This window comes from Roseobacter sp., assembly GCF_045106495.1.
Classification (GTDB): Bacteria; Pseudomonadota; Alphaproteobacteria; order Rhodobacterales; family Rhodobacteraceae; genus Roseobacter.
Genome location: NZ_JBGCEQ010000031.1, coordinates 112,286 through 133,386, shown reverse-complemented (window position 1 = coordinate 133,386; position 21,101 = coordinate 112,286). Strand labels below are relative to the sequence as shown.

The following is a 21,101-nucleotide window of genomic DNA, read 5'->3' as shown; positions in this document are numbered from 1 at the left end:
CTAGAGTTGTCCGGAGGATTGCCCACGGGCGAAACCGCCCAGGGCAGAGGATCGCTCAATCGGTCGCGATCTTGGGTGGCGGCGCTGCAGACGCCAATATTGCTTCGTTTTTAAGAACCGCCTTTGCCGTAGTTCCATCAGCAAAGTAAACAGTGAGCTCTCGCCCATCGTTACCTTGATCAATAACATAGGCCGCCTTTGAAGTTTCAGCGTTCGGTGTGATTTGGCTGGCAGCCATCTCTTCGCCAGAACCGAGCTCTTTTCCAGACAAAAAGTCGGAAACCCAAGACGTGTTGCTCAGGACCGCGACGTGGACCGCGAACGATCCAACGGCAACTGCTCCTAAGAAGATTGGCACACCCACTGATGGGGATACCACAAGCCACATTTTTGCATTGTTCATAACGTCACCTCCTTAGCCTAGCCAAGGCGTTGTAAACGCCACAAGAATGTGTGCCAGCAGCGCGATGAGACCGAACACACGCGTGCCGTCGATGAGGTAGCTATGAACTTCCTCTGCTTCTTTTAAGGTAAGACCAGTCGGCCAAACCTTTTCTGGATCATCGGACATGTCCAGTTTCCTCCATGGTTGGTGTTAGGACCAGAAGGGCGGTCACGCGGAGACGAGCCACACCTTTATTCTTAGATCCACAACCGCACCGCGGAACAATACGGTCGATTCCTTTATACTGTCAGAATTTATGTACACAGACAACTGTCAATTTTACCTTACACTTAGGTTATAGCCACTCCCCTGTTGCGATTGGCGATGTTAAAAAAGAAGAAAGACTACACTGCGCCGCGAGCATAATTGGGTGACAGTAAACCATGGCGCGAGCGGTGGACGGCAAGCAACACCTGCTGATCCTTAGGCCCGTCGCGCCAAAAAGCGCATTTTGCGTTCTCCTATGAGAACCTAGTCCATTCGAACCACAGCCGCGGAACAACGCGAGCAGAGTTGAGCGTTTTGAAGTTGAAAATCGCGCGTGGCATTGGTGATCCGCAAAAGCCGCCCGAGCGTGTCATCGGCGTCTAATCCCAGTCACTGCATTGAAAAATGGTGTCGATTCAACCTCGGCGCTGTCGGACTAACTGCACAAGAGGTGCCGAAAACCCGGCGACAGGATTTTCAATCAAAAGCGACTTTTATGGGCAACCCGGCAATTAGGTTCTCCAATTGCGTCTTGTTTTGAAAGCGGTCAAAACGCTTGTTTTGATTAAGTCCGCTGCCAATTAGCTGAACAATTTCCGGAGAACCTGCAAACTTCGAATGACTTCCGGAACTGGAGTTGTCGACCTCTGACAAGTCAATCGCCACTACTCCCAGATCAGCAAGGGCATCGATATCAGACGCACCAACTCGCGGGACACCACCTGCGATGCGGCGAGAAATTCGTAAGGCACTGTCGTCTTCAGAAAACAGAACGGCGATACGTTCAACCCTGCCGTCAATCTGTTCCAGCTGAGCGCGGAACAGATCAATGTCGATGTCCGGGGAAGCCAGTATGATCGACTTCAACCGATCAGCTTCATCGAATTGACCGGCCAGAACCGAATCCTTGATCGCTTCCATCGTCAGAAAAGCACCCATTGAGTGCGCAAAGATATCGTATTGTTCCGCTTTGGTGCGTGCAAGTATCGAGCTGATTTCAGGGATTTTTGGACGTGCGATAAGAGCGCTATTCAAATCATACACGTAGCGTGAAACGCTTGCAGCAGAAGCCCAATCAAACAGCACTGGAACCCCGCGAAACCCGCTGTCTTCAGCGAACTGCGCAAGACGAAGAAGTGCATCGCTGGTCGTGTTATTGTAGCCGTGGACGAAAAAGAGAATACTTCTGTCTCCTTTCGGCAACGCCGCCAATGCTTCGTCAATAGAAGCAACAAAGGCGTCATCTGTTGCGTAGACCGTCGGCTCAATGATCGCGAACTCGGTTCTTGGATCAGGGGGGAGCCTTTTGGGTCGTTCCAACTCCCCAACAACATGCGAGGGCGGAATCGAAACTTGCACCGACGCCAACCCGAGCTCCGGCGCGCGCTGATCGGAATAAAAGGCACCAACAGCTTCCGTTGCCTGGCGAGTCGTAGCCAAGAATATTTTCTTTAGCTTGGCGTTCTCGACTTTAGCAGCCGGAATGTCCGGGTTGTCTATTCCAACCAGTTCTGGAGGAACGGAGCATCCGGCGACAAACACGACCACAATCAAGAACAGTTTCAGCAATATCACATTCCTAAGAAAAACTAGATGAGCAATTGGCTTCCTTCGACAAATCGCATGTAAATCGTCCAGCGCAATGCGACTCTTACAAAAGAGTAATAGTGAATAACCATGTTGCAGCAACTGCGACGAAAAAGACCGAACAGCTTGGACAGAAACAAAGTCATCGCACCCAAAAAAGTGCTGAAAAAAATAGACTGGCAATTCGGGACAAATGGTTGGTGGCGTATCGGCAATCCAATTTGTGAAAATGTGTATGATTGCCTGTAAACCAAAGGATCGCCTGATTCAGGGACTATTGGTCGCTAGCCCGAAATCCCGCAGGGCCATTCGATGTTGTCGTGTTTTACAATCACAGACGGAGTATTGCGACGCGACCAGCCTGAGGAACAAATGGCAGACTATTATTAGTACTTATCGGCCAAAAATGTTTTTGGAGTGTTTCTCCACTCGCGGTGGATACGGTTCGCTTTTCGCAATTTCCTTCGCTTCCTGAAGCGCCCAGCGCAAGAACACTAAAATGGCTTGCTCACATGTGCATAAGTTTGGTCGCACCACAGCAGAACACTCAACTTCAAGCTAAAAGTTGCGCAATGTAAATGATATCAGCGCCCGCGTGAAACGGGCGCTGAAAACCAATTTTACAGATTGCCCGCACTCAGTTCTTGAGCAAGACGGTCAGCTTGTCGTATCGCAAGCGCCACGATCGTAAGCGTCGGGTTTTCTGCAGCGCCCGTTGTGAATTGTGACCCATCCGATATGAACAGGTTGGCGATGTCATGGGTTTGCCCCCATTTGTTCACAACTCCATCACGCGCGTTTTCGGACATACGATTGGTGCCCAGGTTATGGGTCGAAGGGTATGGAGGTGTTGGAAAGACCCGCGTTGCCCCCACAGCATCATAAACTGCAGTTCCCTGCTGATAGGCGTGGTTGCGCATGGCAATGTCATTAGGGTGGTCATCGAAATGAACATTGGCCACAGGTAGACCATACTGATCCTTGACCTCATGGTTCAAGGTGACCCGGTTAGTTTCCTGAGGCATATCTTCGCCCACTATCCACATACCGGCCATGTTTTCATAGGAATCCAGCGCCGATGTGAACTCGCGGCCCCATGCACCCGGATCGAGGAAAGCAGCCATGAAAGGCAGCCCAAGGGCGAGCGTTTCAAGTTCATACCCGCCCACAAACCCGCGACTTGGGTCATGACGGGATTCGTCCTGAATAATCCCTGCCATTGTGGTACCACGCCACATCTTAACCGGTTGGTCAAAGACTGCGTAAACCGACCCTGTCATGTGACGCATATAGTTGCGGCCCACTTGACCGGAGCTGTTGGCCAGACCATCAGGGAACATCGACGATGCAGAATTCATCAAAAGGCGTGGGCTTTCAAAGGAATTGCCGGCAACACATACCACGCGCGCCTTCTGCATTTGCAGATTGCCATCCTTGTCGAAGTATTCGACGCCTGTGACCTTCCCCGCGTCATCATGCAGAATACGCGCAACATGCGCTTGAGAACGGACTTCAAGGTTTCCGGTCGCTTCGCCTTGGGGAATATCAACATAGCCCGCTGACCACTTTGCACCCCACTTGCAGCCTTGGAAGCAAAACCCGGTTTGCTGGCACATCTGTCTGTCGCGATTTTCATCCGAGTTGATCGCCATGCGCCCAGTGTGGACTTGCTCGTAGCCAAGCGCCTTGGCGCCCTTTTCAAAAACAAGATAATTGTTGTTACCGGGCAATCCAGGACGATCCCCGGTGCGGGTCACGCCAAGCTTGTCTTCGGCTTTCGTGTACCAGGGATCCATCTCGGCAGCATCAATTGGCCAGTCGAGAAGCGATGCACCCTGCACATTACCGTAGTTCGTTGCCGCCTTCCATTCGTGTTCTTGGAACCGCAGGCTCGCCCCGGCCCAGTGTTGTGTCGTACCACCGACGGATTTTACAATCCATGCAGGCAGGCCCGAGAAATCTTTTGCAACACGCCAATCACCGGATGTCGTGCGTGGATCAAGCCAGGCCAACTGGCCAAAACTACCCCATTCGTCATTGACGAAATCCTCCGGCAGATGTCGCCCGCCTGCTTCCAATGCAACAACGCTCACGCCTTTTTGCGCCAATTCGTTGGCCAATACGCCTCCGCCCGCGCCAGTTCCAATTATGACAACAACGCTGTCGTCGGTGAGATCAAATGGTGCCGTCATGGTGCCATCCCCCCTTTAAAGCCAGTTGATGTCGTTAAAGCCGCGTTCGATGTAGCCGCCGAACTCATAAGACGCGCCTTCGTACCCGAAGATCGGCCAAACCGCCTTTTGGTTGTAAAGCCCGGTGACCAGACCGCCGCGGATTTGCTGGAAGAACGCGCTGTCTTCCATTCCGCGCAAGATATCGACACGATCACGCTCCCATCCCGCGTCGAGATAGCCGTTAAAGCCCTTTCCTTGTGCCGCTGCATTCACGGCAGCTATCCCCGCTTCGATGCCCTCTGCCGCATCGGCAGTGTCATATCCCTTGACGGCGGCGACATAGTATTCGTCACCAACCTTGTCATGTGGATAGATGTCTCGCGCCATCTGCACGAGAGTGGCAAAAGTTTCCGGTTTCAGGGCGACAGTCTCCATCGCCCATGCCGCATTTGGCGCCGCGATGAAACCTGCACCAATCACGAAAGACGTCCCTGCTGCGGTTGCACCCGACAGCAATTGGCGTCGCGTTAGCCGTTGCAGACTAATTGTCTTCTCCATTTTTTCCTCCCTTGGATTTTATTGAAAACGACCAGAGCGTTCGAGCACCTCAATCTCGTAACCATCCGGGTCGGCGACAAAGAAAAAGCGCCCAACCAGCTTTCCATCCGGCGCAAATTCCACAAGCTTGCGAGGAGAAAGTCCTTCCACCTCAAATCGCGCATGCTCAGCGTCAAGATTGTCCACAGAAACTGCCAGATGCCCGTACCCGTTGCCGAGTTCATAGGCTTCGGTCTGGTCTTTATTGATGGTCAGTTCCAGTTCGAAGCTGCTTTCCTCGTTGCTTAGATAGACGAGTGTAAAAGCTTCGAAATCCAGACGGTCCGCGACTTTAAGCCCGAATGCCGTCTCGTAAAACGAAACGGATCGAGCTTCATCCAAAACACGGATCATGGAATGAATTGCTTTAGCCAAAGCCTCCTCCTTCACTTTGTGACAAGATCAAGCTAAGGGCGAAGCTTTGGGGTGCGGGTAGTAGCCTCTTACTACGTTCGCCAAATTTGGCGCGTAGAACGCTGTTTTTTCATTCTGCGGCGATTTTTGATCGTGCATCCTGCGCGGAAATTTCAATGAACTTCAGACAGGCACAACGCAACAAAGAGGTGAAATTCACTGGTTCCCCGCGTATTTCCAGCACCTCGGAGTGCAGTTTGGAAATAAAGATGGGTGTGCTTGAACCGTCACTTTCGGCGATCTGATCAATCACCTGCCAAAACGCATTTTCAAGCCTGATGCTTGTACTCTGGCCGTTGATACGTATCCGCCGAGTACTGCCCGCATACCGTTCGGGATCCTGGCCCGCAAATATCTCACACATGTTTATCCTCCCAATTCATGGCCCAATTTACATCAGATTTCCACACCATGCACATCTTTTGAATCCACGCCGTAAACTCGATCGTAATGATTTCAGAAACTTACGCTGGATGGGGATCACAAAGACTGGGTATTGAACTTTGATCGAGGCCTTGAACTAGCAGAAAATAGTGATGCAGTCGCGCTTACTTTTTTAATGCCAGTTGAAAATTGGAACTGCGGGGTGTTCCGTAAATCAATCAATTCGCAAATTATCATGCGATTTAGACAGAAACTTGGATTGGCACGTCTGCTTTCTATCGCTCCTTTAACTTGGGGCCAACTTTCAGAGAAGCGACTCTAGTTTTGAACCAATCCATTTGTATGGGCGAAATCACCGGATCGCGGAGGCTGACATCTTGGGTGCGTGACATCTCTCCATTGCACCGACCGTCCGACCAACCACTACGAATGTCTTACTGGATATTCGTCTCGCAGACCACTTTGCTGGACACATCAACAAGACGACCTTTTGAGTTAATCGCTCGGAGGTCTTAAACCAAGGTCGCGCGGCAAAAGTCGCGCGGTCACTTAATATGGGAGGAACTACAATGAAATATCTGCTTTCCGCATCGGCGGCTTTGGCTTTAATTGCCGGATCGGCATATGCACAAACGAACCTGGAAAAGCTGGGCGCATTCAAAGTCACAGGAACTAAAGAACACACCTTTGTGGACCAAACCGGGCCACAAGCGGACAACATCCGACGGGTTCTGGAAGGTATTACACTACCTGAAGGCTTCAAAATCGACCTCTATGCCTTGGTCCCGGATGCACGCCACATGGCGATGGCACCGCAAGGGACTGTGCTTTTTGTTGGTACAAAAAAGACCAAAGTCTGGGCGGTCATGGACCGCGATCGCGACCGGGTAGCGGATGAAGTCAAAGACTTTGCACCCTCGTTGGAGTTTGACGTCCCAAATGGTGTGGCCTTCACCAAAGACGGTTTTCTCTACATTGCTGAACGAAACCGCGTAATGCTCTACCCTGCCGCCGAGTTTTTCCACGAAAGCCCAGACGTTGTGGCGGTGCCGATTGTCCCACAGGGCGAATTGATCCCGGTTGAGGAAGAAAGCTACAACCACACGGCCCGCGTGATAAAAGTTGGCCCCGATGACAAGTTGTACATCTCGCTTGGGCAACCCTTCAATGTGGCCCCCGCCGAAAAACTGGACTTGTATAACGAAACCGGGATTGGTGGGATCATCCGCATGGACAGGGACGGCCAGAACCGAGAAGTCTACACATACGGTGTGCGCAACTCGGTTGGGCACGATTTTCATCCAGTGACTGGTGAACTTTGGTGGACCGACAATCAGGTTGACGGCATGGGCGACGATATTCCGCCAGGAGAAATCAACCGCCAAACCGAAGCGGGTCAACACTTTGGGCATCCTTGGTTCGGCGGTGGCACGGTGCGCACCAATGAATACGCAGGCCAAGAAGTACCTGTTGAAGTTGTGCATCCCGCTGTGGAAACCATCGCGCATGCTGCAGACCTTGGGATGAGTTTCTATACCGGAAACATGTTCCCGGCCAAATACAAGAATGCCATCTTCTCGGCCCAGCATGGCTCATGGAACAGGACAACCCCAGTTGGCGCCAGGGTCATGGTTACCTTCATTGACGACGAGGGCAATGCATCCACTGAACCCTTTGCCGAAGGTTGGATCGACGAAAACGGCGAATACGATGGCCGCCCGGTGGATGTGGTCCAGATGAAGGACGGATCTATCCTGGTTTCAGACGATTTTGCGAATGCCGTCTACCGGATTAGCTATTCCGAATAAACGACTATGGTCGCCTGCAAATCTGTAGGCGACCTCCTCAACCGGAGTCATTCTATATGAGATTTTTTGTTGCGGCATTCGCCATGATTGCATTGCTAGCCGACCCAGTTTTGGCAGTCGACGCTGAGAATGGAAGAAAACTTGCGCGCAAATGTTCTGTTTGCCATGGGAAAGCGGGGATCGCCAGCGACCCCGAAGTTGCCAATCTAGCGGGGCAATCTGCCTTCTATTTGGAAAAAAGCCTAAAGGATTTTCGGGATGGCGCTCGAGAAGATCGTCGTATGTCTCTCATCGTACAAGACCTAAGCGACGATGATATCAAGGACTTGGCCGCATGGTACGCGTCTTTTGATGTAACCGTAACAGTGCCAGAATAGGTGACAAATATGGCCCGTGACTATGCGCAGGGCGAAGATTTCAACAATCAGTTGCAGGAGCAGCCGTCGTTGTGAAATGGAGGTGTAGTTGTACAAAAACTGCCCCTTGGACACGACCGAAAGTGTAAGCGTAAGCTAGCGCTCTTTGCGCATTTGGCTCGGCGTAGTCGCATACCATTTCCGAAACGCACGGTGAAAGGCGGAGGCTTCCGAGTAACCCACTGATTGCGCAATATCGCTGATCGCCATGTCAGAATACTTGAGTAGGTAAGCCGTTTGGGATCGGCGCAATTCTTCTTTGATGGATCGAACAGACTGACCCTCTTCGCCAAGTCGCCGATGCAAGCTCGACTTTGACATGCCAAGGTGCGCAGCGATACCTTCCGTCGACGGCCACGCGGCGAAACCATTGTTCTTACAAATGTCTAGAACCCGCCGCTTCACACTAAGAACCGGGCGATAACCTCGCAGAAAAGTTTCTGGTGTGGTGCGTAAAAATACCTTCAGCTCTTCTTCGCTGCGATTTACCGGCCGTTTGAGATATTTTGCCTGAAATGAGATAGATGCCTGATCTGCGCCAAATACAACGGGTTTGCCAAAAAAATCCTCGTAATCGTTCGCAGCAGAGGGTTCGAGGCAAGGAAACTGAATGCTTAAAATAGGAATGCGCTCTCGGACTAACCAGCAATTCAAACCATGCAGGATCAAAAAGAACGTGCGATAGGCGAATGCAGATCGCGACCCTTCGTTTTCAGTCAGTCGAACAATGCAGGTGTTGTCGCTCACATCAAGTGTTCCGAAAGGTTCGCCTATCACAACTTTCAAAAATCGCAGGGCTCTGCGCAACGCAATCTCGAATGTACGTGCACCCCGCACTGCATGGCCCATGAGTGTGAAGCTTCCTGGTGCCATAGGGCGCTGCCCAAGATGAAAGAACTCGTCCCCCATCCGTGCAGACATTTCCAGCCAAAGCCCGGCAAAACGTTCTGGCGAAAGGTGATCGAGATCTTCGTGAGACAGATGGAGATCTGCCATGACACAGGGAATGTCGATTTCGGCCCGGTGTCCGCATTCTAACACTTCATCAACAAAGACTCGTGCAATTACTGGAGTGGCATTTTGTGTCATTATTCTGAGGTAAACTGACACTGCGCGCAATAATTTCAAGCCCTAAGATCACGGTCAGGGAGGACAGGATGAGCAAAACATCTGCGTTCATTGTGGTCGGGGCCGCACCGGAACTTGGCCAAGCGAGCATCGAGCGCATTTCTGCGTACGATTGTTTCTCGGCCGTTACGTCGCGCATGTCGTTTGTCTTGGATGCCGCGCGCACAACACATCAAATCAAAGCACAAAAAGCGCCTGAAATGTGCCACGAGCATTCGAAACACCTGTCCTGGCGGCGCTTCTGGATCCGGAACACATTACATTTAAAGCCGCTTATCCACGTCCCACAACTTGTTCGGGATCTGCGGACCTACCGCGCGTTGCCAATGCATTTTCTCAAAGCCACCACCTTGAACTGCATGCGCATCCGATTGACCGGTGCGCTTTGCATGGACGCCATTAGGAGATCACATTGTCCGATCCGATTGTCATAGCTGGCGCCAAGCGCACCCCGATGGGCGGGCTCGGAGGCGAGTTGTCAGGTGTGACTGCTGCAGAGCTTGGGGTGGTGGCCGCCCGGGCGGCCTTGGCAGAAGCAGGCATTGCCAACGTGGACGAGGTCGTTTTTGGCAATGTCCTGAGTGCGGGTCAGGGCCAGGCGCCCGCCAGACAGATCGCTCTCGGCGCCGGGTTGCCTGAGAGTGCCGTCGCCACGACCATAAACAAGATGTGCGGCTCTGGGATGAAGGCGGCGATGATGGCTTATGATGGGCTGATGGCTGGTAACATCGATATGGCCTTGATTGGCGGGACTGAAAGCATGTCAAATGCGCCCTACCTAATGCCGCGTGTGCGCGAAGGGCTGCGCATGGGCCATGCGGAGGTCAAGGATCACATGTTCCTAGACGGTCTGGAAGACGTGTATGAAAAAGGAGCCTTGATGGGTGTCTTTGCGGAGCGTTGCGCGAGCGACTATCAATTCACGCGAGAGGCTCAAGATGAGTATGCCATCGCTTCGCTCGATCGGGCGCTTGCCGCTCAGGTCAACGGGACATTGGCAAGAGAAATCGCGCCGGTCGATGTGGTGAGACAGCGCGACTCGGTGCGCATCGACAGCGATGAACAGCCCCGCAATGCCAAGCGGGACAAGATTGCCAGTTTGCGCCCAGTCTTTGCCAAGGATGGTACCGTGACGGCGGCCAATGCATCCTCCATTTCGGACGGCGCCGCGGCGATGGTATTGACCCGCGCTAGCGTTGCCGAAGCTAAAGGACTACAGCCAATTGCCACGATGACAGGTCATGCGAGCCACGGCATGACGCCCGACAATTTTCCGATCGCCCCCATTGGCGCAGTTGAAAAACTGCTGGAACGAACCGGTACCACTCTTGGCGATTACGGATTGTTTGAAGTAAATGAAGCCTTCGCCGTGGTTGCGCTGGCTGCGATCAGATCACTTGGATTGCCGCATGAAGCGACTAATGTGCATGGCGGTGCCTGTGCTTTGGGCCACCCTATTGGTGCATCAGGCGCACGGATTATGGTATCACTGCTCAACGCAATGCGCGCCCACGACGTTAAGCGTGGCTTGGCGACGATCTGCATAGGCGGCGGTGAAGCCACGGCGGTGGCGTTGGAATTGATGGAGTAGTAAGATGAGCCTCGATGATATCCAGTTAGCCATCCAGGGCATGGCGCGACAGTTCGCTCAGGAGAGGCTTTGGCCCGGGGCCGAAGACCGAGATCGAGAAAGCCGTTTTCCGCGTGCAGAGCTGACCGAAATGGGAGCACTAGGCTTCCTCGGGATGTTGGTGCCAGAGGCATACGGCGGTATGGACAGCGATAACGTGAGCTACGCAACCGTGATCGAGGAAATTGCCGCCAGTGATGGCGCGTGTTCCACGATCCTATCGGTCCACTCGTCTGTCGCCTGTGTTCCTATCGCGAAGTATGGGACGGACACACAAAAACAGACATATCTACCCAAACTTGCGAGTGGGGAGTGGATCGGCGGCTTTGCCCTGACCGAACCGCAAGCAGGATCAGATGCAGCAAACTTGCGAACGACCGCAGTTCGGGATGGCGAATACTACGTGCTGAACGGCGCCAAGCAGTTCATTACCTCCGGCAAGAATGCAGGTCTGATCATCGTCTTTGCCGTAACGGATAAAGGCGCCGGGAAAAAAGGCATCAGCGCCTTCATCGTTGAAACCGATACACCCGGCTACGAGGTGGTACGCGTCGAAGAAAAGTTGGGCATCAATGCGTCGGACACCTGTCAGTTGAGTTTCACTGATATGATGGTACCCGCTGAAAACCTGTTGGGCGAAGAAGGCGAAGGGTACAAAATCGCGCTCGCCAATCTAGAAGGCGGACGCATTGGAATTGCGTCGCAAGCAGTCGGAATGGCGCGTAAGTCGCTGGAACTGGCCCGCGATTATGCCGCGCAACGGCACGCCTTTGGTGGGCCTATCGCGAACCAACAAGGCGTTTCGTTCAAACTGGCCGAGATGGCGACCGAAGTTGAAGCCGCGCGCCAGTTGGTCCGCTTGGCCGCCAACTGCAAGGATGAAGGCTTGCCCTGCTTGAAAGAAGCTTCGATGGCAAAGCTTTTCGCATCGGAAATGGCCGAACGGGTCTGTTCAAGCGCGATCCAGATCATGGGTGGCTACGGCTATCTGAAAGACTATCCCGTCGAGCGTATCTACCGCGATGTAAGGATCTGCCAGATCTATGAGGGCACAAGCGAAATTCAGAAATTGGTCATTGCTCGCGACCTCATGCGGGACGCTGGTTAGCGGGAAAGATCAACATGATCACATTTGACCACATTGACCGCAATTATGAGGTCGCGAGGCAAAACTACCGGATTGAAATTCCGGAGCATTTCAACTTTGCCTACGACATTCTGGATGCGCGCGGACGTGAAGCCGACAAAAACGCCTTGCTGGCAATCGATGTGGTCGCCGGGACCAAAACCCCGATTTCGTACAGCGAACTAGCTGCGGATTCAGCGAAATTTGCGCAAGCACTGTTGCGGCTGGGACTCAAGCAAGGCGATGCGGCATGTGTGCTGATCGGACGCCAACCGGCATGGCACAAGGTGTTGTTCGGTTGCATGAAAGCGGGCGTGATATCAATGCCTGGTACAAACCTGCTCACCGCGAAAGATATCGCCTACCGGATCAATCAGGCAGGCGCCAAGGCGGTGATTGTCTCGCCCCTACATGTGGAAAAGGTCGACGCAATCCGTAGCGAATGCCCCACGCTGAAACATCTGATCGTTGTGGGAGAAGCCGCGCGCGATTGGCTTTCGTTTGAAGCGCTCTGTGTGGTTGAGGATGGGTTTCTAACCCGCGATTCCATGGCTCCTTTGGCGTCTTCAGATACGATGATGATCTATTTCACCTCCGGCACCACGGCCCTGCCAAAGATGGTGCCGCGCGACTTTGGCTATGCGCTTGCCCATGCAGCGACTGCGCTCTTTTGGATGGATCTGCGCGAAAGCGATGTGCATTGGACACTGACGGATACCGGATGGGCCAAAGCCGCCTGGGGAATGCTTTTCCCGCAAATGCTGATGGGATGCACAACGGTACTTTATGATGCGCCGGGTATGGATGTCGAAGCCCATTTGCAGGCCATTGGCGAGATTGGTGTGACCACATTCTGTGCCCCACCCACGGTCTATCGTCTGTTCGCGCAGCAAGACCTGGCGCGCTATGATCTGTCGACTCTGCGCAGGTGTCTCGGCGCCGGTGAACCGCTGAACCCGGAAGTTATCCGCTATTGGAAAACCCACACAGGCACCACGATTGCAGACGGCTATGGTCAGACAGAAACAATCAACATTGTTGGAAACTTCCCCGACATTGAGACACGCAACGGATCCATGGGCAAACCGGTGCCGGGCTATGATATCGATATTGTGGATGACAACGGAAATGTGCTGCCTGACAACGAGATTGGTCATATCGCAATTAGGATTTCGGACCCATGGCCTGCCGGACTGTTCCACGGTTATCTGCGAGACGGAACGTTGGTAAAAGAGGCTTTCCGCAACGGCTGGTACTATACGGGCGACACCGCGTCGCGCGATGCTGATGGATACCTGTGGTTCGTCGGACGGTCCGATGACCTGATTTCTTCTGCCGGGTATCGGATTAGCCCCTTTGAGGTGGAAAGCGCGCTACTCGAACATGACTGCGTTATGGAAAGCGCGGTGGTCGGCGTGCCTGACGAGACGCGCGGGCAATTGGTCAAAGCCTATATCATTCTGGCCGAAGGTGTTGAAGGCAACGACGCGCTGGCTCACGAAATTCAGGATTTCTGCAAGAGGGTGACTGCGCCCTATAAGTACCCGCGCGAGATCGAATTTGTTGACGCTCTGCCGAAGACCATCTCAGGCAAAATCAGGCGCGTAGAACTCAGGCAGGCACAAAAGGGATGAACACGCGTTTTTTTGAGTGTCAAGAATTGAGAGCATGTTTGTGAGGCTGTTGCGGGTACTACAATGCCAAAGATGGCGATTAGAGAGATACCATGGGTTCAAAAATTTCGACAAAAAGCCAGGTGGTCCCTTCCGGCAACTGGCCCGATATGGTCGATCCGGCTCGATTACCAGTCCATCTGATCATGCTCAAATGTGCGCTAAAAACTCTCACAGAGCTCCGGTGTTTTGCGAAACTTGGTATCGGGGATTTTCCGATGGAGCGTGCGACGATCGTAACCGAAAACGAAGAGCTTGGCACGGAAATGGGTGGCGGATCGCTGGCAAGTGCGGGTGATCCGCGTCACGCACACGGTCTGAATGTAACGAAATGACAGTTGCACCCGAAAGTTATGGCATCAACAAAGGGGGAAAAAAGATGGAACATCGTTTGCCACAATCTGGCTTGTCACATGTGTGTGGCTGTACCGATCAACCATTAATCGAAGCTACGATCCCCCAGATGTTGGCGGACACCGCATCTCGTTTCCCTGACCGCGAAGCCGCAGTGTTTTTAGCCGAAGGAATACGCTGGACCTATTCTACTTTTGCAACTGAGGTGGATCGCCTGGCGGGTGGCCTGTTGCGGCTTGGTGTTACCGCTGGCGACCGCGTCGGCATCTGGTCACCCAACCGCAGTGAATGGCTCTTGACCCAATTTGCCACGGCGCGCATCGGTGCAATCTTGGTCTGCATCAATCCAGCCTATCGAAAGCATGAGTTGACACATGCGCTTACTCTGTCCGGGTGCAAGGCACTGGTCACGGCGCGGTCTTTCAAATCGTCAAAATACGTCAAGATGCTGCAAGACTGCGCACCTGACTTGGCAGCCCTTAGCTACATCTTAGTAATTGGCGACGACGCACCGGAGGGCATGATTGCATTTGCCGAGGTTATGACTGACGGCAAAGCAATCAATAAATCCCAGCTGGATGCTCTGACAGCAAAGCTGTCAAACAACGACCCAATCAACATTCAGTTCACGTCAGGTACCACTGGCAGTCCGAAAGGTGCTTGCCTGACGCATCGCAACATTCTCAACAACGCGGCAAATGTCACGGCAACCATGCGTTTCTCCGAGAACGACCGCTTGTGCATACCTGTCCCATTTTATCATTGCTTTGGCATGGTCATGGGAACATTGGGCTGTATCACCAAAGGCGCCACCATGATTGTGCCCGGCGAAGGTTTCGACCCATCTGAGACCTTGCATGCCGTGGCTGATGAATGCTGTACGGCACTGTATGGTGTTCCCACAATGTTTGTAGCTGAGTTTGGGCTGCCTGATTTTGAAACCTTCGATCTGAGCCATCTGCGCACCGGCATCATGGCCGGTGCGTCATGCCCTATTGAAGTCATGAAAAAAGTGCAGGCCAAGATGAACATGACCGAAGTCACCATCGCATATGGAATGACCGAAACATCGCCAGTCTCGTTCCAATCGGATGTGGACGATCCTCTGGACAAGCGCGTCAGTACAGTAGGTCGCATTCACCCTCATGTGGAATGCAAGGTTGTCGGTGCAGATGGCGCGACCTTGCCTATAGGTCAGCAAGGCGAATTGTTGACCCGCGGCTATTCTGTCATGCAAGGCTATTGGGGCGACGCCGAGCGAACAGCGGAGGCAATTCGAGACGGCTGGATGAACACTGGCGATCTGGCGATCATCGACGCCGGGGGATATTGCGATATCACAGGTCGCGTCAAAGATATGATCATTCGAGGTGGAGAGAACGTTTATCCTCGCGAAATTGAGGATTTCCTCTTTACCCATCCCGGCATCGCACAGGTACAGGTTTTTGGCATCCCGGATGAAACGCTAGGCGAGGTTGTCTGCGCGTGGATTGTGCCGTCAGAACCCGAATTGATGCCGGAGGCAGTGAAAGCATACTGTGTCGAACAAATTGCTCACTACAAAATACCCAAACACATCATGATGAAGGCCAGCTTGCCAATGACGGTCACCGGCAAGCCACAAAAGTTTATTATGCGGCAACAAACAGAGGAAGAATTGAGGCAAAAAACGACGGCCGCATAGCATACAAAGACCGAACGGAATATCTTTCAGGGAGGAAAGACAATGAAGTCACTATTCACAGCCGCCGTTGTCACGGCGATCGGTATGGCGACGTTTGCATCCGCGCAATCCGAAGACGACCTTGCCGCAGATGCATCCACGCCAGGCGATGTGCTTGTTTACGGAATGGGATATGATCAGAAACGGTTTAGCGCACTGGATCAGATCACCACTGAAAATGTGTCGGACTTAACCCCAGTTTGGGCATACAGCCTTGGTGACACACGCGGTCAGGAAAGTTTTCCCCTGATCAAGGATGGCGTCATGTACGCGACAACGCATTCCTCAACATTTGCCCTGGATGCAGCCACGGGAAAACAATTATGGAAATCATCCGTTGATTATCCGGCAGAAGCACCGCGCGTCGCGTGCTGCGGCATTGTTAATCGAGGTGTTGCGATGCTGGATGGAGTATTGTTTCGCACCACGCTGGATGCCCATATCATTGCCATTGATGCTGCCACTGGTAAAGAATTGTGGCGCACGAAATCCATTGATTACAAACAGGGTTACTCTTTTACCGTTACACCCTTAGTGGCGGACGGTGTTTTGATAGTCGGCATCTCGGGCGGTGAGTATGGAATCCGCGGCTATATCGAAGGCTATGATCCGAAAACCGGCGAGCGGCTTTGGCGTACCTATACCATCCCGGAACCAGGACAGCCGGGCAGCGAAACCTGGCCAGAAGGTGATGCCTGGGAACGCGGCGGTGGCCCCGCTTGGCTTACCGGATCTTATGATCCGGACCTCAATCTGGTTTACTGGGGTGTCGGCAACGCCGCATCATGGAATGCGCAATTGCGTCCCGGTGACAACCTTTACACCTCTTCAGTGGTCGCCATGAACCCGAAAAATGGCGAAATCCAGTGGCACTATCAATTCTCGCCCAATGATCCATTCGATCATGACGGCACCAATGAATTGGTCTTGGCTGAATTGGATGGTCGCAAAGTCATGATGCAGGCCAACCGAAACGGGTTTTACTACGTGATCGATCGCACCAATGGTGAACTGATCGCGGCCAACCCTTTTGTGGACAAATTGAACTGGGCTGAAAAGATCGATCTTGCAACCGGTCGTCCTGTTCATACTGATGTTTATCAAAAAGCCATCTCGGGCGAACCCACGCAATTTTGGCCTTCTGCTTTTGGGGGTAAAAACTGGTCTCCGGTGTCTTACCATCCAGACCTGAACACAGTGTTCGTGAATACTTTCAACGTGGGTATGAACTATAAGGCGGTTGAACCAAAGTATCGCGCAGGTGTCTTCTATTTCGGGGCGGAGTTCACCTGGGAATGGCCGGATGGTCCGCGTGGTGATCTGCGCGCCATTGATCCAATGACGGGTAAGGCCAAATGGACAGCGCCCAGCGATATCCCGCGCACTGCCGGTGTGCTTTCAACAGGTGGCGGTGTTGTGTTCACGGGCGCGCAAACTGGCGAGTTCGAAGCCTTTGACGCGGAAAGTGGTGCTCCACTGTGGTCCTTCAACACAGGGTCCGGCATCATTGGACAGCCCGTAACCTGGGAAATGAACGGTATGCAGTATGTCTCGATCCTCAATGGGTCCGGCGGTGTCTATCCTCTCTTTTCAGGTGATGAGCGTCTTGCCGATACACCTGCAGGTGGGTCTGTCTGGACCTTCGCACTGCCGCAGTGAGGAAAAGTATGCGCACCTTGATCTCCCTTTTTGCGCTGGCCCTTTCTTTAGGGCCGGCTTTTGGCGAGGACCCCCATCCGCAATTTGAAGCGGGCCTGGAGGCATACGAGTTCTTTTGTTCCAAATGCCATGGCAAGGATATGGTGAACCCCGGGACCTCATCCTACGACCTGCGACGCTTCCCTGTGGATGAAAAAGAGCGCTTCTATAGCAGCGTTCAGTCTGGCCGGGGGGCAATGCCCGCTTGGGGTGATGTTATTTACCCCGAAGAAATGGACGCCCTTTGGGTTTATGTCGCCACGCGTGGCGGCTCAGAACCTTTTCCCGAAGGCTCAAAAAAAAACTGAGCCAAACGATTGATCCTGAGAGCCTCGTCAATCCTGGTCATCTGACTGCTTGCCTTGCACGCAATGCCGGTGCCATTTCCGGTTTGCGTTCGGATGGTGGTACCGGGATGGACTTCAAGGTCAGCGAAGCGATCGCAGAGGGATTGAATCTACCATTGAAAACCGTCTGGTTTGAAAACGAATTGGGCGAAGAAAACGACCCGGTTCAGGAGATATATGCTCTGCTCGCTTATGGGCTGTGCGACATGGCCCCCTCTCACCCGCTATATGTGCCAGCCATTGGCGCATCAATTGCCGAAACAGGTCCGTTGCCCCGATGGCTAGGCATGCCCGAAACCATCGACGCCGAGACGCAGCGTTCCGTTGCCGCTCACCTGCCCCACGTCCAGCTGGAACCGATTACCGTAACGCAACCATACATGAGGGCCGAAATTGGACTGGTGTACACCACAGACACACAGGAGCCAAAAGGGCTGAACAGCCTGATGGGGCGCAAAGTGGCGTACCAGCAAAATACAATGTCTGGAGCTATCCTGCTGGTCAATGCCCCCGACATCGCAGCCGTCGCGCAAACCTTTAACCCCGGTCCCCGGTTTCTGTGGAACCTCGAAACCGGCATAGCCGACGTGGCAATCGTCGACGTAGCCGCATATGACAGCCACAAAAAACACAACCAAATCAGCACTCTCGAGCTTGCCAACTGGCGTCATCCTATTGGCATGGATATCGGTATCGCACTGCTCGAAAGAAATTCGGTTTTGGCGGCGGCTATTGATTCCCAAATCAACCAGTTGCACGAGGCAAACGCATTCGCTGATTTTGCTCGCCATGAAGGCGTGACTTACAAAAAACCGGGTTTTGCCGGGCCGCAAAGGTCCCTTACTCTGCAAAGCCTTTTATCCGCCGGTGACCAATAGCAAGTAGTTGGAAATGTAGTCTCAAATTTGACTTGATAGCAAAATCGAACATTCACCTGCAGGTATCTACTTTGTTGGACTGCGGGCGGGCCTAAGCCAACAAACAACTTTTCAATTTTGCACTAATTGCGCACCAACTCGGCAATCCAATAGCGACATAACAAGTCCTGGTAAGCATAAGCGATCCATACGAAACGCCGAGAAAATGGAGATCCTAAACTGTGTCCCCACTTTTCAAAGCGCTGAAGAACCGACTGGTGTCATCCTTGATAGCTAGCCGCTTGTCTTGGCTCATCCGATCAAGCGTTCCAAACACAAAACCCATACGCGGGTTGCCTCGCAATTTTTCTGAGTTGCGATCGACGAAATCCCAGTAGAGATAGTTAAAGGGGCAGGCCTTGGAACCATTCTTGGCAGCCACCTTGTAAGCGCAGTTGTCGCAGTAGTTGGACATTTTCTTGATGTACGAACCGCTAGCAGCATAGGGTTTTGACGCCAACAACCCACCATCCGCAAACAAAACCATGCCGCTTACGTTGGGCAGCTCAACCCACTCATACGCATCGGCGTACACCAATAGATACCATTCATTAACCTGATCCGGTCTGAGACCAGCCAACAGCGCAAAATTACCCAGAACCATCAGACGTTGGATATGGTGGGCATAAGCGTTTTGCTTCGTCTCCAAAATGGACTGTCGAAGACAATTCATGTTGGTTTCGGCAGTCCAATAGAACTCTGGCAGGGCGCGATGAGCCTCAAGATAATTTGAGTCTTTATATGACGGCATCTTGAGCCAGTAAATTCCGCGTACAAATTCCCGCCAGCCAATTATTTGGCGTATGAAGCCCTCCGCAGAATTTAGGGGCACGTCGCCCTGTCGGTAGGCTGCCTCTGCTTTTTGGACGCACTCCAGTGGCTCCAGCAGCCCACAATTCAGGTAGAGAGCGATGTGACTGTGATACATCCAAGCTTCGCCTTGGATCATCGCATCCTGATAATCTCCAAAACAGGCAAGGCGCGTCTCGATGAACATATCCAAGGCAGCCAGTGCATCGCCCCGAGTGACCCCATAGTGAAACGGTTCCAGATCACCAAAGTGATCAGCGAACTCTCGGTCGACCAAGGCCATTACGTCACGTGTGACTATATCCGGTTCGGCGCAAAACGGCGGCGGTATGGTTAAGCCTTCCTTCGGTGGCTTTCGGTTTTTGGCGTCGTAATTCCATTCTCCTCCGGTTGGACCTTCGGGTTCCATCAAAACCGAGTACTTGCGCCGCATTTCGCGATAGAAAAATTCCATTCTAAGCTGTTTGCGCCCTTTGGCCCAATCGGCAAACTCATTTACGCTGGAAAGAAAACGGTCATCGTTCAGTATCTCGACGGGAATATCCAACTGTTTGGACCAGCCTTGCATCTCTGATAGCAGTCGATGTTCCCCGGGCGAAGTGACAACAACTTTGTCGATCTTATGCGACTCTACCACCCGCTGCACCTCACCAAACAATGATCCAGAATTGTCGGGTGTGTCATAGAACACATACTCGACGTTCGCCCCTTCGGAGATCAAGTCTTGGGCAAAGTGGCGCATGGCAGAAAAAAGAAAAGCGATCTTCTTTTTATGATGCTTCACATAGGTCGCTTCGGAACGCACCTCAGCCATCAAGATTACGTCGTGTACCTCAAGATCACGGAGCGATGTAATACTTTTGTTGAGTTGATCTGCAAGAACCAAACGCAGTTTCATCGGCAACCCAATCAAATGACTAAAAAAGCACGCGTTCAAGATAATGCGTCGGCGTCTTCTTAGCAGCAATTTATCAGTATACGTGTTATTCTTTAGTTTGGATTAGACGCCGTATCCACGGGGCCCACTTGCAAGGTGCTTTGGTCGTCAAGCCGCTCATGTTTCCGCACATCTGATCTACAACCCGTAAAGAAATCGCTGCATTCCAACGATGATCAAACCAGAGCGTGGGGAGAAGCGTTTGGTACGTCCCTAGGCCAAGAAACCAACGCCAGAAGAAACGGCGATCGTGACCTAAGCGAACACACAACAAATCCGGTGGGTTGGGATCGTTCCAATTAACGCAAAACAAGCACTGATCTATTTGAATGCCTAACCACGCGCGCGGCGTTTGAACCAAGCAAATACTCACGTAGTTCCGGTTGATGCGCACCGATGATGATCAGATCAGCATCAAGCCTGGATGCATGTGCGATGACACAGTCGTAGACCTTTCCCGACAGAACACTCTGCTCGGCCTCAATGCCTGACGATACAATTGCTTCTGCCAGTGCCGTTTCAACCGACTTTCGGTTTTCTGCCTCAAAATTGTCGTCAAAGAATGAGCCGACAATAGGCATTCCAAAGTCAGGAATGACGGTGATGACATGGCGTTCACATGACCAGTTCTCCGTCAAATATTTTGCCGCTTGCAACAGATGCTGCGTGTCATCGCTGACAGATGTGTCGACAGGGATCAGGACTTTCTTAAACATTCGAAACTCC

At 52.6% G+C, this 21,101-nt stretch carries 21 protein-coding genes; 11 read left to right on the top strand and 10 right to left on the bottom strand.

The genetic code is table 11. From position 1 onward, the window contains the following. Positions 1-55: 55 nt before the first annotated feature. From AB8B75_RS18045 to AB8B75_RS18015, 7 genes are all read right to left on the bottom strand, one after another. Positions 56-403 carry a light-harvesting protein gene (locus AB8B75_RS18045; RefSeq protein ID WP_405364203.1) on the bottom strand — a complete coding sequence of 116 codons (348 nt, stop codon included), beginning with the start codon at positions 401-403 and terminating at the stop codon, positions 56-58. A gap of 12 nt (positions 404-415) precedes the next feature. Continuing rightward, on the bottom strand, positions 416-571 hold the full coding sequence (gene pufB / locus AB8B75_RS18040; protein WP_405364202.1) for a light-harvesting antenna LH1, beta subunit: 156 nt from the start codon (positions 569-571) through the stop codon (positions 416-418). A 558-nt stretch (positions 572-1,129) separates the two neighbouring features. Further along, positions 1,130-2,422 carry an alpha/beta hydrolase gene (locus AB8B75_RS18035; RefSeq protein WP_405364201.1) on the bottom strand — a complete coding sequence of 431 codons (1,293 nt, stop codon included), beginning with the start codon at positions 2,420-2,422 and terminating at the stop codon, positions 1,130-1,132. A gap of 437 nt (positions 2,423-2,859) precedes the next feature. Beyond that, positions 2,860-4,431 (bottom strand): GMC family oxidoreductase, encoded by a 1,572-nt coding sequence (locus AB8B75_RS18030; RefSeq protein WP_405364200.1) that lies wholly within the window; start codon positions 4,429-4,431, stop codon positions 2,860-2,862. 15 nt (positions 4,432-4,446) lie between these two features. Continuing rightward, positions 4,447-4,971, bottom strand: a complete 525-nt coding sequence (locus tag AB8B75_RS18025; protein ID WP_405364199.1) for a twin-arginine translocation signal domain-containing protein — start codon at positions 4,969-4,971, stop codon at positions 4,447-4,449. Positions 4,972-4,989: 18 nt separating this feature from the next. Continuing rightward, positions 4,990-5,385, bottom strand: coding sequence for a VOC family protein (locus AB8B75_RS18020; protein WP_405364198.1), 396 nt, complete (start codon positions 5,383-5,385; stop codon positions 4,990-4,992). A gap of 109 nt (positions 5,386-5,494) precedes the next feature. After that, positions 5,495-5,788, bottom strand: coding sequence for a ribbon-helix-helix domain-containing protein (locus tag AB8B75_RS18015; RefSeq protein WP_405364197.1), 294 nt, complete (start codon positions 5,786-5,788; stop codon positions 5,495-5,497). Between the two features lie 589 nt (positions 5,789-6,377). Here AB8B75_RS18015 and AB8B75_RS18010 point away from each other — a divergent pair. Both AB8B75_RS18010 and AB8B75_RS18005 read left to right on the top strand, forming a co-directional pair. Next, a complete protein-coding gene (locus tag AB8B75_RS18010) occupies positions 6,378-7,616 on the top strand; it encodes a PQQ-dependent sugar dehydrogenase (RefSeq protein ID WP_405364196.1) in 1,239 nt (412 codons plus the stop codon). 56 nt (positions 7,617-7,672) lie between these two features. Continuing rightward, positions 7,673-7,993 (top strand): c-type cytochrome, encoded by a 321-nt coding sequence (locus tag AB8B75_RS18005; RefSeq protein WP_405364195.1) that lies wholly within the window; start codon positions 7,673-7,675, stop codon positions 7,991-7,993. Between the two features lie 135 nt (positions 7,994-8,128). On the opposite strand, the gene AB8B75_RS18000 is transcribed toward AB8B75_RS18005, so the two are convergent. After that, positions 8,129-9,121: an AraC family transcriptional regulator gene (locus tag AB8B75_RS18000; RefSeq protein ID WP_405364194.1), complete on the bottom strand. Its 993-nt coding sequence runs from the start codon at positions 9,119-9,121 to the stop codon at positions 8,129-8,131. 68 nt (positions 9,122-9,189) lie between these two features. Between AB8B75_RS18000 and AB8B75_RS17995 the strand changes: the two genes are divergently transcribed. From AB8B75_RS17995 to AB8B75_RS17955, 9 genes are all read left to right on the top strand, one after another. Further along, positions 9,190-9,594 (top strand): hypothetical protein, encoded by a 405-nt coding sequence (locus tag AB8B75_RS17995; RefSeq protein ID WP_405364193.1) that lies wholly within the window; start codon positions 9,190-9,192, stop codon positions 9,592-9,594. 20 nt (positions 9,595-9,614) lie between these two features. Then, positions 9,615-10,751, top strand: coding sequence for an acetyl-CoA C-acyltransferase (locus tag AB8B75_RS17990; protein WP_405364214.1), 1,137 nt, complete (start codon positions 9,615-9,617; stop codon positions 10,749-10,751). 4 nt (positions 10,752-10,755) lie between these two features. Continuing rightward, positions 10,756-11,898, top strand: a complete 1,143-nt coding sequence (locus AB8B75_RS17985) for an acyl-CoA dehydrogenase family protein (protein ID WP_405364192.1) — start codon at positions 10,756-10,758, stop codon at positions 11,896-11,898. 14 nt (positions 11,899-11,912) lie between these two features. After that, the gene (locus AB8B75_RS17980) at positions 11,913-13,550 is read left to right on the top strand and encodes an acyl-CoA synthetase (protein ID WP_405364191.1); all 1,638 of its coding nucleotides are present in this window, start codon (positions 11,913-11,915) and stop codon (positions 13,548-13,550) included. Positions 13,551-13,642: 92 nt separating this feature from the next. Continuing rightward, positions 13,643-13,924, top strand: a complete 282-nt coding sequence (locus AB8B75_RS17975; protein ID WP_405364190.1) for a hypothetical protein — start codon at positions 13,643-13,645, stop codon at positions 13,922-13,924. A 44-nt stretch (positions 13,925-13,968) separates the two neighbouring features. Beyond that, positions 13,969-15,627 carry an AMP-binding protein gene (locus tag AB8B75_RS17970; RefSeq protein ID WP_405364189.1) on the top strand — a complete coding sequence of 553 codons (1,659 nt, stop codon included), beginning with the start codon at positions 13,969-13,971 and terminating at the stop codon, positions 15,625-15,627. A gap of 42 nt (positions 15,628-15,669) precedes the next feature. Continuing rightward, entirely contained in the window at positions 15,670-17,325 is a 1,656-nt protein-coding gene (locus tag AB8B75_RS17965) for a PQQ-dependent dehydrogenase, methanol/ethanol family (RefSeq protein ID WP_405364188.1), read from the top strand. Positions 17,326-17,333: 8 nt separating this feature from the next. Beyond that, positions 17,334-17,672 (top strand): c-type cytochrome, encoded by a 339-nt coding sequence (locus AB8B75_RS17960; RefSeq protein WP_405364187.1) that lies wholly within the window; start codon positions 17,334-17,336, stop codon positions 17,670-17,672. 107 nt (positions 17,673-17,779) lie between these two features. After that, positions 17,780-18,589 carry a hypothetical protein gene (locus tag AB8B75_RS17955; protein WP_405364186.1) on the top strand — a complete coding sequence of 270 codons (810 nt, stop codon included), beginning with the start codon at positions 17,780-17,782 and terminating at the stop codon, positions 18,587-18,589. Positions 18,590-18,803: 214 nt separating this feature from the next. Here the strand turns inward: AB8B75_RS17955 and AB8B75_RS17950 are convergent, their stop codons facing one another. Together AB8B75_RS17950 and AB8B75_RS17945 are read right to left on the bottom strand one after the other, a co-directional pair. Further along, positions 18,804-20,336, bottom strand: coding sequence for a cryptochrome/photolyase family protein (locus AB8B75_RS17950; protein ID WP_405364185.1), 1,533 nt, complete (start codon positions 20,334-20,336; stop codon positions 18,804-18,806). Between the two features lie 338 nt (positions 20,337-20,674). Beyond that, positions 20,675-21,091: a universal stress protein gene (locus tag AB8B75_RS17945; RefSeq protein ID WP_405364184.1), complete on the bottom strand. Its 417-nt coding sequence runs from the start codon at positions 21,089-21,091 to the stop codon at positions 20,675-20,677. Between the last annotated feature and the right edge of the window lie 10 nt (positions 21,092-21,101).